Source organism: Streptomyces milbemycinicus (assembly GCF_002154605.1).
GTDB lineage: Bacteria > Actinomycetota > Actinomycetes > Streptomycetales > Streptomycetaceae > Streptomyces > Streptomyces milbemycinicus.
On the sequence record NZ_MUNE01000481.1, the window covers coordinates 1 to 11,437 of the forward strand.

The 11,437-nt window shown below is 66.6% G+C and carries 15 protein-coding genes and 1 pseudogene; 10 read left to right on the plus strand and 6 right to left on the minus strand.

The genetic code is table 11. The features are described from left to right. Positions 1–67: 67 nt before the first annotated feature. Positions 68–799: a sulfite exporter TauE/SafE family protein gene (locus CCN51_RS34375; protein WP_014178949.1), complete on the plus strand. Its 732-nt coding sequence runs from the start codon at positions 68–70 to the stop codon at positions 797–799. Between the two features lie 132 nt (positions 800–931). Here the strand turns inward: CCN51_RS34375 and CCN51_RS34380 are convergent, their stop codons facing one another. Continuing rightward, complete coding sequence (locus tag CCN51_RS34380) at positions 932–1,804, minus strand: AraC family transcriptional regulator (RefSeq protein ID WP_014178950.1); 873 nt, start codon at positions 1,802–1,804, stop codon at positions 932–934. Positions 1,805–2,133: 329 nt separating this feature from the next. Here CCN51_RS34380 and CCN51_RS34385 point away from each other — a divergent pair, with 329 nt between their 5' ends. Genes CCN51_RS34385 through CCN51_RS34395 form a run of 4 tightly spaced genes read left to right on the plus strand, consistent with a single transcriptional unit; the run spans position 2,134 to position 4,535 of the window. Further along, a complete protein-coding gene (locus CCN51_RS34385) occupies positions 2,134–2,538 on the plus strand; it encodes a hypothetical protein (protein WP_014178951.1) in 405 nt (134 codons plus the stop codon). Positions 2,539–2,561: 23 nt separating this feature from the next. Continuing rightward, positions 2,562–3,671 (plus strand): hypothetical protein, encoded by a 1,110-nt coding sequence (locus CCN51_RS34390; RefSeq protein WP_014178952.1) that lies wholly within the window; start codon positions 2,562–2,564, stop codon positions 3,669–3,671. Positions 3,672–3,720: 49 nt separating this feature from the next. Then, complete coding sequence (locus CCN51_RS54540) at positions 3,721–4,206, plus strand: hypothetical protein (RefSeq protein ID WP_055413999.1); 486 nt, start codon at positions 3,721–3,723, stop codon at positions 4,204–4,206. Beyond that, positions 4,173–4,535 carry a hypothetical protein gene (locus CCN51_RS34395; protein ID WP_078610602.1) on the plus strand — a complete coding sequence of 121 codons (363 nt, stop codon included), beginning with the start codon at positions 4,173–4,175 and terminating at the stop codon, positions 4,533–4,535. Before CCN51_RS54540 ends, CCN51_RS34395 begins: the two co-directional genes overlap by 34 nt. A gap of 12 nt (positions 4,536–4,547) precedes the next feature. On the opposite strand, the gene CCN51_RS34400 is transcribed toward CCN51_RS34395, so the two are convergent. Then, positions 4,548–5,189 carry a GNAT family N-acetyltransferase gene (locus CCN51_RS34400; protein WP_014178954.1) on the minus strand — a complete coding sequence of 214 codons (642 nt, stop codon included), beginning with the start codon at positions 5,187–5,189 and terminating at the stop codon, positions 4,548–4,550. A gap of 142 nt (positions 5,190–5,331) precedes the next feature. Then, positions 5,332–5,925, minus strand: a complete 594-nt coding sequence (locus tag CCN51_RS34405) for a TetR/AcrR family transcriptional regulator (RefSeq protein WP_014178955.1) — start codon at positions 5,923–5,925, stop codon at positions 5,332–5,334. A gap of 138 nt (positions 5,926–6,063) precedes the next feature. Between CCN51_RS34405 and CCN51_RS34410 the strand changes: the two genes are divergently transcribed. Continuing rightward, positions 6,064–6,519 (plus strand): nuclear transport factor 2 family protein, encoded by a 456-nt coding sequence (locus CCN51_RS34410; RefSeq protein ID WP_014178956.1) that lies wholly within the window; start codon positions 6,064–6,066, stop codon positions 6,517–6,519. A gap of 131 nt (positions 6,520–6,650) precedes the next feature. Here CCN51_RS34410 and CCN51_RS34415 read toward each other — a convergent pair whose 3' ends face one another. After that, positions 6,651–7,658: a GlxA family transcriptional regulator gene (locus tag CCN51_RS34415; RefSeq protein ID WP_043487438.1), complete on the minus strand. Its 1,008-nt coding sequence runs from the start codon at positions 7,656–7,658 to the stop codon at positions 6,651–6,653. A gap of 129 nt (positions 7,659–7,787) precedes the next feature. Here CCN51_RS34415 and CCN51_RS34420 point away from each other — a divergent pair, with 129 nt between their 5' ends. Beyond that, the gene (locus CCN51_RS34420) at positions 7,788–8,582 is read left to right on the plus strand and encodes a dienelactone hydrolase family protein (RefSeq protein ID WP_014178958.1); all 795 of its coding nucleotides are present in this window, start codon (positions 7,788–7,790) and stop codon (positions 8,580–8,582) included. 178 nt (positions 8,583–8,760) lie between these two features. Here the strand turns inward: CCN51_RS34420 and CCN51_RS34425 are convergent, their stop codons facing one another. Beyond that, positions 8,761–9,198: a glutaredoxin domain-containing protein gene (locus tag CCN51_RS34425; protein WP_014178959.1), complete on the minus strand. Its 438-nt coding sequence runs from the start codon at positions 9,196–9,198 to the stop codon at positions 8,761–8,763. A 282-nt stretch (positions 9,199–9,480) separates the two neighbouring features. On the opposite strand from CCN51_RS34425, the gene CCN51_RS34430 reads away from it, so the two are divergent. The 3 genes and pseudogenes from CCN51_RS34430 (at position 9,481) to CCN51_RS34440 (ending at position 10,763) form a co-directional block, all read left to right on the plus strand. Continuing rightward, on the plus strand, positions 9,481–9,927 hold the full coding sequence (locus CCN51_RS34430) for a nitroreductase family deazaflavin-dependent oxidoreductase (protein WP_014178960.1): 447 nt from the start codon (positions 9,481–9,483) through the stop codon (positions 9,925–9,927). A gap of 66 nt (positions 9,928–9,993) precedes the next feature. Next, positions 9,994–10,278 (plus strand): annotated as a pseudogene (locus CCN51_RS34435) (NF041680 family putative transposase); the annotation flags it as partial. Positions 10,279–10,301: 23 nt separating this feature from the next. Further along, positions 10,302–10,763 carry a pyridoxamine 5'-phosphate oxidase family protein gene (locus tag CCN51_RS34440; RefSeq protein ID WP_014178962.1) on the plus strand — a complete coding sequence of 154 codons (462 nt, stop codon included), beginning with the start codon at positions 10,302–10,304 and terminating at the stop codon, positions 10,761–10,763. Between the two features lie 3 nt (positions 10,764–10,766). Here CCN51_RS34440 and CCN51_RS34445 read toward each other — a convergent pair. Beyond that, positions 10,767–11,437 (minus strand): WD40 repeat domain-containing protein (locus CCN51_RS34445; RefSeq protein ID WP_143675976.1); only part of this gene is annotated, 671 nt, incomplete at its 5' end.

Genomic DNA, 11,437 nt, shown 5'->3' on the forward strand with positions numbered 1-11,437 from the left:
GCCCCTGAGCCCCTGAGCCCCTGAGCCCCTGAGCCCCTGAGGAACAGGCCATGAGAAGCTTCCGGCCATGAACGTTGGGGCGGCGGAACTGCTACTCGGCGGCGTCGTCCTGGTGGGCGCGTCCGTGCAGTGGCTGACGGGGATGGGATTCGCCCTCGTCGCCGTGCCCGCCCTCGTCCTGCTGCTCGGCCCGGCGCCGGGCGTCGCCCTCGCCAACTGCGCGGCCGGCGCAATCTGCGCGGTGGGCCTCGCCGGAGGCGGCTGGCGGCAAGTGCGGCTGAACGCGATGATCCCCCTGGTCGCCGCCTCCGCCTGCACCGTCCCGGCCGGCACCTGGGTCGCCGCCCACCTGCCCGAACCCGTCCTCCTCGCCGTCATGGGCGGCCTCGTCACCGTGGCCGTCCTGCTCGTCATGGGCGGCACACGCGTACCCGCCCTGAACGGCGTCAAGGGAGCACTGACCGCGGGCGCCGCCGGAGGCTTCATGAACTCCTCGGCCGGGGTCGGCGGCCCACCCGTGTCCCTGTACGCCCTGAACGCGGGCTGGGCCGTCCGCGAGTTCGTACCGAACGCACAGTTCTACGGGATCGTGGTGAACGCCTTCTCCATCGCCGCCAACGGGGTTCCCCGACTGGAGTCGGGCGTATGGGCGTTGGCCGTGGCCGGAATGGCGGCGGGCGCGGTCATCGGCAGGGCACTCGCCGAGCGCGTCCCGGAGCGGGGAGCCCGGTTGCTCGTCCTCCTGATCGCGCTGGGCGGCGGGCTGTCCACGCTGGTCAAGGGGGTATGGGAGCTGTGACCCCGGGATGCCCCGGGATCGGACCTGCTCGACCCGGGCGCGTTCCAGCGTGTCGAGCAGACCCGTGACGTTACGGGAACTCACCCCGCCCGCACCGTACCGCCGCAGCCGGTCGACGGCCTGCGAGCCGTACTAGCTCCGCTCTTGCTCCCGCTCCACCGGCAGCCACAGCTCCGCGTCGGCTTCGGTCTTGTCCGGCGACAGCCGGGTGCGCAGGATCTCCGGGCCGGGACGGCTGCGGTACGGGTTCGACGGGAACCACTCCGTGAACACGTCGCGCCACAGGTACTGGATCGCCTCCGGCATCGGCCCGGAGGTGGTGAAGACCGCCCAGCTACCGGCCGGAACGGGGAGGACGGCCGCACCCTCGGGCGGCGCCGCCGAGGTGATCACCCCGTGGTAGTAGTCGAGTTCGGTGCCTTCGGCCCGGCTCGGGTCCAGGTCGTCACAGACCGCGACGATGCCCTGCGGCTCCAGGTCCGACAGCTTCTCCAGGCGCTCCAGGGTCCCTGGCTCGATCCCGCGGATGAAGTCGATGATCGCCTGGTTCGGCCCCACGTGCACCAGTGGCACCCGGGCCTTGAGGCCGACGACGCTGAAAGCCGGCCTGTCCACGACGCGATAACGCATACTGCTGCTCCCTTCGATGGTGAGTCGGAAGGTCAACCGGGGCTGGGAGACCAGCGCCGCACCGCTGCGCCGTGCCTCGCCCGGCCCGACACCGTGCATCGCCCGGAACGCCCGCGCGAACGCCTCGCCCGAGCCGTAGCCGTAGCGCACCGCGATCTCCAGCAGCGACACATCCCCCGCAAGCACCTCGGCCCCCGCGACGGTGAGCCGTCGCCGCCGGATGTACTCCGACAGCGGCATCCCCGCCAGCGCCGAGAACATCCGGCGCAGGTGGTACTCCGACGTGGCCGCGATACGCGCCAGCCCCGCCCCGTCGATGGACTGGTCGAGGTGGCGCTCGATGTGCTCCATGGCATGGTTGAGCCGATCCAGCACGCCCGGTTTCCTTCCTCTCGTGCGCTCACCACGCTAGGCAGCGCGCATCCCCCCGGACCCGACATCCTGTGCCCGATCAGGTCGGGTACGCGGGCGGCCCGACATGCATATTTCACCGTCAATGTAATAGCCTTGGGAGTCGATCAAGATAGGGGGAGTTTTCTTTGGGTGAGTCAGCTGACAATGGCGAGCTTCCTGAGCCGTCTGGTATATACCTGCCACTTCTTCCCGGGGAGGAAGGGTTTTCGGCCCCACCGTCTCTGGAAGCTCAGTCACCCAGTCAGCCGAACATCTATGACCCTGATGCCCCGCCGCCGAAACGCTCGCTCATGCCCGGCACGTATGGACCGGTTCCGCAGAACATCAGGATCGCGGACAAGGTGCTGGAAGGGGCCGCGGAGAAGGCGGATGAGGTGCATGACGCCTTCTGTACCCCCGCCGCGTCTTTGGAGGGGCTGACGAAACAGGCTGTCACGGCCCTCGAGGGATTCCAGACATCCAATGCGCTGACGAGGTCGCACGAGAAGTGGGAGGAGCAAGCGGGATTAGTGGCCGGCTGGATCACCAATATCGCTCAGAGCCTGCGGTTGGCGGCCCGCGCGTATGACGGCACCGACCATGGTGTGAAGGACGGCTTCGATCTCTTTGTGAAGCAGAGTGCGTCCCCTGCCTCATCAGACGTCGTGTACCCGCCCTCGTACTTGCCATACCTGACACAGGATGGTGATGAGTGATGCCTGCCCTTTATCGGAAACTGATGTCTGCCGACTTCTCCACGTTGGACGACCTTGCCGCGCAATGGGGAGAGGCGCACAGGAAGCTGGAAAAGCTCCCGGGGCGAATGCGCGACGAGGTGCTCAAGCCCCTTAAGGACAAGGGCTACTGGGAGGGCGCTGCGGCCCCCTATGCCTGGACGCAGATAGACGACATTCAGCGTCAGGTAGCGGGCGCAGTCAAGGTGGCCGCCGCCGTCCGGAAGGTCTTGATGGACGGCGTCGGGGAGCTCAGGGCGGCGCGAAGGGAGGTGAAGGACGCGGTCAGCAGGGCAGAGAAAAAGGGTTTGCAAGTAAGTGCCGATGGTCGCGTATCCCGGAAAGGCGGCGGCGGTGAGTCGGCGGATGCACCCGATGCTGCCACCCAGAAGGATGCCGATGACGCCCAGGATGAAATAATAGAAGTTCTTCGAAAGGTCTACATTATCGATGAAAATCTTTCGATCACGCTCATGCAGGACATAGGGGTCGATCAGTGGTTCAATACCAAGCCGCTGTTGACCGACATCAACCACACGTCTTCGCTCAGTATTGCTCAGTTCAATTCCCTGAACCTGGCGCTGGATGGCAAGGACGCTCATCCTGAGCGAAATAACACCACACCGTACGATCTTGGCTTCGACTGGCTCGGTAACGCAGGGCCGGATCATCAGGAGTTCACGCTTGGGGACAAATTTACCGAGCTCATACAGCGCAGCAAGAGTATGGAAGATATCCGAAGGCAGACGATGGACGGATGGAGGGCGGGGAATGGGGTAGGGAAGGCGCATTACTCCATTTCTGAGGACGGTAAGGTTGGTGCGGCGAGGAAGTTGTTCGGTGAGGATCTGCCTGCCATCATCACTAATGATGAGGATGGGCTGGGGCAGGCGTATCTCGGTTCCTATAACGTTCGGTATCAGGTCAACGGCGTCGATCCGGATGGATCGGTTGTTGTGAAATACACCCTGGATAACAAAACGAGCGTTTCGTCGTTCTTGCACTATATTGGCTACTACGACTGGCTGAAATCCCTCGACCCAGGATCCGGGCCAGCGGGCACCACCAGTCAGACCGTCACGTGGACTGAACGGATTCATCCGGATGCCTACTAAGACGGGGGGCGGGGTCTTTCGTCGCGTGGTGCGGTGGATGTATGGCTCGATGACGCGCGGTGTCATCTTCTCGTGCGTCTTCATGCTGTTGCTGGCCGTGGGCTATCTGCGTCTGATGAATGCGATCAGCGGAGAGCCCTCGCACGGCTGCCCGCGGGCAGCCTCCGATCTGCGTCAGTCGGCGCTGCCCGGGCGGTATGCGGGAACGAGCGGGATGGAGATCGACCTTGCGTACGATCGTCCCGGCGCGCCCGAGGGGCAGGCTTCCTTCCAGGTACGGAACTGGCGGTACGGCGACTACGAGCACGGGGACGACAGCTCGGGATCTTTCGACGGCTCCGGATCCTGGGAGTACGAGCCCCGCAGCGGCGTCGAGGGCATGCAGATCAGACTGGATTTCGACGAAGGACCACAGCCGGGCAAGCCGGCCCCGATCAGCTTCCTGGCTGTGGGCAGCGACGGCGGGCGCCCTGTGCTGTTCGACGATGTGGACCCGGATGTGTGCCCGGACATCGTGATGAACAAGAGCGGCTGAAGGTACTCGCGGGGCTGCGGGGCGGGATCCTCAGTCCCAGCCCACGGCTGACTGGACTCGCCCTGGCCGACGCCCGGCGGGCGACGCCGCCCTGTCAGGAGCCGCCCCCGCGGCAGTCGTCGCTCTTCGGCTGCGGTCAATCAGGTCGGGTCCTCCCCGGCCTGCCCTCCGCCCTCCGTGCCTACGACGCGGAACGCCGCCGCAGCGCCCAGCGGATCGCCTTCGCCTCCCGGAACCTGCACCGCTTCATGGCCGCCGAGCACACCCGCCTGCGTGACCTGCTGGTCCGCGTTTATGCCCGCTTGGCGCCCGCGCTTGGGCCCGGCTGACGTCAGGTGCGCCTACGCCGCGGTGAACAGCGCCTCGGCGCCGACCGGTCGGAAACCCGCCGCCTGAAAGGCGCGCACGCTGCGGGCGTTGCCCGCGGCCTGTTGCGACCAGACCGGCCCGCCGTCCGGCACCAGATGCCGCGCGGCTGTGGCCAGCGCCCGGCCCAGGCCCCGGTGACGTACGTCCTCGTCCACCTCGATCGCCGTCTCCCAGCGGCCGGCCACGCCCCGGCCGAGAATGAGCACACCTCCGTCGGCTGCCCAGACCTGGACATCGTCCCGGCGTTTACGCGCCCTGGACACGCGCGGATGATCGGGGTCAGCCAGCTCGCGCAGCTCCAGCGGGGGGTCGCCCGGCAGGGCACTCGCCACGGTGAGCAGGTCTATGGTGTCGGTCGACCGCCCCGTACGGGTCAGGAACGCCGCCAAGAAGCGCGGATTCATCGTGGCCGCCAACTCGTCGCAGTCGAGGGAGGCCAAGGTGGCGCGTACCCACTGCGGATCCTCGTCGGTGAACACCACGGAGTGTGCGGTGAACGAGATCACCCCGGCGTCGCGGTAGCTCGGTTGCGGCACCACGGTCGTGCCGCCGTCGGGCGGTGGGAAGTGCCCGTGTGCCGCCGCGTTCAGGATGCTGGCCAGGGTTTGGCGCATGGTGATTCTCGGCTCCGGCCTCGATGGGACGTGTAGGACGTGTGGGACGTGCGGGGCGCATTGAGGGCCAAGGCTGTCACCGTCAGCAGAAGGCACCACAGGAGGGCGGACTCGGGCTGTGGCTCCAGAGCTTTGGCCGGTTTCAGATCTTCAGCTGCGGCCGCGAGTTCCGGAGTGGGGCGAGGCCGTCGAAGACGATGGCAAGCATCCGGTCTCGTACCTCCTCCTTGAGGTGGGTGTGTGCGGAGGCTCGTGATGTGGCGACGAGCAAGGCGTACACCTCGGGCAGTTCGACGTCATCTCGGACGGCGCCGGCGCGTTGGGCATGCTGAAGCAGAGCACCGACGGCTCGACGCAGTCCGTCCGATGCCTGAGCGGCGTCGCCCGGGTTGTCACCACCGGCCTCGAGCAGGGCCTCGCCTATGGCGATTTTGCCGGCCGCGTCGGCGACGAGGTGGCTGAAGAAGTCGAAGAACGCCGTACCCGGGTCCGTGGCGTGAAACAGCGTTTCGGCCTGCGCGCGCAGGCGATCGAACCGCTGCACGAGAACGGCTTCCAGTAGCGCGGCTTTGGTGGGGAAGTGCCGGAAGACTGTGGCGATCCCGACGTTGGCCAGGCGGGCCACCTCCTCGGTGGACGCAGACTGGCCACCCTTGCCGAAGACCTCCTCGGCCACGTTCAAGATCCGCTCGCGGTTGGTTCGCGCGTCAGCGCGTTGCGGTCGGCTGCTGCCCATCTCTCGGTTACCTGGGGTGCTCATCGCGCTTTCACTCGTATGTCGCTATCCGAAGTCGCGACTCCGTATAATCGGAGTCCGCACTTCGGATAGTACTTCGACGCCACTGCATGTCGGCGCAGACGACAGGAGAGTGCCATGACCCAAGTCCTCAGCCCGCGAGAGGTTTTCCTCGCGCTCGTGAACGGTGTCGCGGAGGGCCGCTGGAAGGAACTGCCCGATCTGTATGCGGAGCAGACCCATGTCGTACACCCGTTCGACCCGCTTCGTGCTGCCGCGCTCCGTACGCGCGACGAGCTGCGCGAACACTTCAGGCCGACCGGCGCCGGCCCCCAGCTGCGCCGTCGGGCAACCAACATCACGATCCATGAGACGACCGACCCCGAGGTCATCGTCGCCGAGTTCGAATACCAGGGAACAGTCGAAGAGACCGGAGAACCCTTCGCGCTGCCCGGCATCTTCGTCCTTCGGGTGCGCGACGGTGAGATCATCAGCTCCCGCGACTATTTCGACCACGTCACCGCCGCCCGCGTTCGCGGGCAGCTCGACACACTTGTCGCAGCCGTGCAGGTGAGCGGTGCCACCGAAGAGTGATGGCCAGTGGTTCGTGCCATCGAAGTTTGACCAGCCGGGGTGCTGGTGTGCCAGTGGTAGGGGTTGTGGGCTCGCGGAGGCCTGCGCTTTGGCCCGGCCTTGAGGGGGCCTGTTGCCGTCGCGGGCGGGTCTCAAGTCTCCGTTCGGGTTGACCCGTAGTGGTCGCAGCGACGATGGAATATCGCGCGGTACTCCCTCGGCCGCTGGCCCGTATGTCTGGCAAAGATGCCGCTGAACGCCCCAGGGTCGCCGTACCCGACGTCGGCGGCGATGCTCGCGACGGTCCTGTCGGTCGTCTCCAGCAGGTGTCTGGCTCGACGCACCCGGACCGTCTGCAGGTACGCGAGTGGCGTCTCGCCGGCTTCGTCGCCGAAGCGGCGGAGCATGGTTCTCGTGCTTACGTGGAACTCCTGGGCGAGGGTGGGCAGGTCATAGCGAGCACTGAGGTTCTGGTCGAGCCACCGCTTGACGCTGAGCGAGAACTCCCTGCCCACAGTGGGTATGAGCCCCGGGTCGACATAGGGAGCCTGTGTGGAACGCGCATCATCAACAAGCGCGATACGCGCGGTGCTACGGGCGACGCGGGGGCCGTCGTGCTCGCGGATGAACTGCAGGGCGAAGTCGTACATGGCACTGAAGGCCGCTGTGGTCGTCACCCCCCGGTCGGTCACGACCAAGCTCTCCGGGCGGAGGCGCACGTCGGCGTACCGGCGGGCGAACCGATCCGCGAACAACCAGGACGTGGTCGCTTGGCGCCCGTCGAGCAGCCCGGCTTCAGCGACTAGGAAGGCGCCCACGCAGATCGATACGACAGCGGTCCCCGAGGCCGCCTGCGATCGAATCGACGCTGCCTCCGGTCCCAGGTTTGCGAGTGTCGCGTCGAGATCGAGCGTGGGCGAAAGCTCGAATCCCGGCACGATCAGGACGTCCACCGGGCGAACCGCCGAGACGTCGAGGACCGAACCGCCGGCCGCGATCACACGACGCCGTGGCGAGATGACCGACGCCTCGTAGGCCGGCTGAACCGCCCCTTGCGCCGCGGCGACGTGAGTTGCCATTGCCAGGAGGTCAGGGACGCCGAATACCTCCGACGCGAAGCAGCCGGGGTAGGCCAGCACACCAACGCGCAGCGGACTCATGCGGCCCCTCCGGCGCCTTCGAACGGGTGGCGATATTACCGTGATACGTGGCGATGCCGCCGCTTCTCGGAAGGGCGGCCGCTCGTCATCATCTCGGTCATGACAATCATGCGAGGACAGAGCGACCCCTTGGACGACTTCTCGCGGAGAGCCGTCAGCGTCGATGACGTCGACAAGACCGTGTACGTTGCCGGGTCAGGACCGGCAGTCATCCTCATGCCCGAGATGCCGGGTATCAGCCCCGACGTCGCGCGGTTCGCGCGGTGGGTGCGTGATGCCGGCTTCTCCGTGTACCTGCCCTCTCTTTTCGGCGTCGACGGTGCCTATCCGCTCGCCGGGGCACGCGAGACCGTCGTTCGACGCGCCTGCGTCAGCGCCGAGTTCCGAGCCTTCGCCGGTGGCGGCACCAGCCCCGTCGTCACATGGCTGCGCGGCCTCGCCCGCCTGGCGCACGCCGAGCGTGGCGGGCCTGGCGTCGGCGCCGTCGGTCTGTGTTTTACCGGCAACTTCGCCTTGACCATGGCGCTCGAACCGGCTGTCATCGCACCAGTGGTCAACCATCCGTCGCTTCCGCTGGACGATCCCGGCGGTCTGGAGATCAGCGACGAAGACGCTGCTGCCGTGGCTGAACGCGTAGCGCGAGAGGGATTGAAGGTTCTCGCCTACCGCTTCGACAACGACAGGTGGTGCACTGGTCAGCGGTTCGCGGCTTACCGAGCGCTGCTCGGGGACGCATTCGACGGCCGCGTACTCAAAGCCGAGACCGCGAACACGAACCCTCCGCCCTTCTTCCGTGACGTCGTCGGTTGCGCCCACAGCGTCGTCACGGCACACCTCGTCGACCAGGACGGTCACCCCACCATGCAGGCCCGGAACGAGATCATCGCCTTCCTGGCCGAGCGGCTCGGGATGTGGGCTGAATGAGCCCTTGGCACTCCGGCACCTGGCGATGCGACAGAGCGCCGCCGCTTCCCGATGCGATCTGGTCGTCGACCTGGGGCACTCGTGACCGCCCCTCGGCGACCACGACTGACACAGGCCACTCAGATTTCGATGACACACGCTCAATCTTCAGTGGCACAGGACAGGGACCCGCTCATGATCACGCAGAAGGGGAGAGCCGTTCGCGCACCCATTCAGGATCTGGGTTGGTGTGCGGCTTGCCCGCCACGACGACAGTCGGCACGGTCTCATTGCCATCGTTGACTGCCCTCACCGCGGCTGCTCCAGCCGGGTCACGCCAGATGTCGACCCAATGCAACTGGTGGGCGCTACGGCCCAACCGGATACGCAGTCGCAGACAGTACATGCAGCCCGGCCGCCAGAAGACGACCGGCCGGCCGTCGACCGCGCTGCGGCGTTGTGCCTCCTGCTCACCGATCGACTCCGGGAAGATCAGGGGCGAGTTCACGCCTGCCAGCAGCACAAACACCAGCAGAAATGCTGCGGCTGCGCTGGGGCTCCCGCTGAAGGTCAGCCCAGTCGCGACAGCTGAGCCGCAGAGCACGAGCAGTATCGGCCAGATCCACGCACGCGTCATGGTGACACAGGCTATCGGTGAATCGAAATACTCCTCGAACTAGGCCGCTCGCCTGGGCGTTCGTCGGACGTAGAGGCGGCCTTCGTCTGATCATGTGTTCCGACCAAGGTGCACCGATCGAGACGAAGGCCGTGAGGGTGTCCCTGTCCCGTCTCTTCGGTAACCCGCCGTCTGGTTCGGCCGAACGAGTTGTCAGCAGAGCGACACCGGCGGTCTCGCCTCCGCGCAGGGCTTGTGTTGAACTGAGCAATAGAACCCGTACGCGACGATGGGGTGACCGCGATGCCTCTTGAGGGCGAGTACGCGCCGAGTCCGGCGCAGTGGGTGCGCGAACAGGTCGAGTTGTATGAGAGTTCGGGCGGCACGCAGGGGACGACGCTTTGGGACACGGGCCTGCCCGTCGTCATTCTCACGACGCGCGGTGTGAAGAGCGGCAAGATTCGCAAGATCCCGCTGATGCGCGTGGAGCACGAGGGGCGGTACGCGGCCGTGGCCTCGAAGGGCGGCTTCCCACGTCACCCGGTCTGGTACTTCAACGTCAAGTCCGGCCCGCGCGTGGGACTCCAGGACGGCTCCGTACGCCAGGACATGACGGCCCGTGAGGTCACCGGGGACGAGAAGGCCGAGTGGTGGGAGCGCGCGGTCGCCGCGTATCCGCCGTACGCCGAATACCAGGAGAAGACTGACCGCGTGATCCCCGTCTTCGTGCTGGACCCGTGTGCGTGGTGAGGCCGGACAGTCTCACTTGGCCTTGTCCCCGGAATGCGGACTGAAGAAGGCCAGGTGAGACAGAGGCAAGCCTTCCTGAGGAGATTCGACCTGGAGCACACATTCCGGCTGATGAAGCAGACCCTCGGCTGGACCCGTCCGAAGATCCGTACCCCCGAGGCTGACGAACGCTGGACATGGCTCGTCATCGCCGCCCACACACAGATCCGGCTTCTCCGCCGGGCGGCTGCCGACCTCCGCCGCCCCTGGGAGAGGCCGGCCAAGCCCGGCAGGCTCACCCCGGCCCGGGTCCGCCGGGGGTTCAGGAACTCGGCACACGTCCTAGGACCATGGCCCGAGGTGTCCGGGCCCCGTGGCCAGTACCGTCGCGAGACATGAACATCGCCAAGGAACCGCGCAGCGCTGAACAACGGCGGCGTGACGTGCTCGAAAGACTGCGGACAGAGGAAGACGTCTGGGTTGCGTCCGCCGGCGCGGACGGACTGCCGTGCCTGGTGCCGCTGTGGTTCCTCTGGGACGGCGCGGCGATGTGGATGTCGACCAGACTCACCAACCCCACCGGGCGCAACCTGCGGGAAACGGGCCGGGCTCGCCTTGCGCTGGGTCATACGCGGGATGTCGTCCTGATCGACGGAAGGGTGGAAACCTTCACCGCTGAGGAGGTGCCCTCCGACGCGGCGGACGCCTTCGCGCGGAGGTGGGGCTGGGACCCGCGGAAGGATCATGCCTCCTACGCGTATTTCAAGGTGCTTCCGCAGGCAATACAGGCCTGGCATGGGGAGCACGAAATCAAGGGCAGGCATGTGATGTGCGACGGAGAGTGGACCGACGGTTGAGTCTCATGATCGGCACACGGGGGTGGAGGGTTGGTCGGCGAGGTAGAGCGACCGCTCACTCTGGGTGAAGGACCTTTGGACTGCTTGGCAGACCTTCTTGATTGAAGAGGCTGGGTTGGGGAGCGAAACGTCCCACAGCCGGACTGTTTTGTCGTCACTGGCGGTGGCCAGGGTGCGGCCGTCCGGGCTGAACGCCACCGACCGGACAACCGCGCTGTGTTCCGTCAGGGTGGTGCGCGGTCTGCCCGTTGCCACATCCCATAGGCGCACCGTCGTGTCGTCGCTGCCGCTGGCGAGCGTGCGGCCATCTGGGCTGAAGGCCACTGACGTTACGAAGTCGCTGTGGCCGGTCAGGGTGGCGCGCCGTTTGCCGGTCGCCACGTCCCAGAGGCGCACGGTCTTGTCGCTACTGCCGCTGGCGAGGGTGCGACCGTCCGGGCTGAATGCCACCGACGTTACGTAGTCGCCGTGGCCGACCGGGGCGCTGCGCGGTCTACCGGTCGCCACGTCCCATAGCCGGGCCTTCCCATCCCACCCTCCGCTGGCGAGCGTGCGGCCATCTGGGCTGAAGGCCACTGACGTTACGAAGTCGCTGTGGCCGGTCAGGGTGGCGCGCCGTTTGCCGGTCGCTACGTCCCATAGGCGCACCGCCTTGTCGTTGCTGCCGGTGGCGA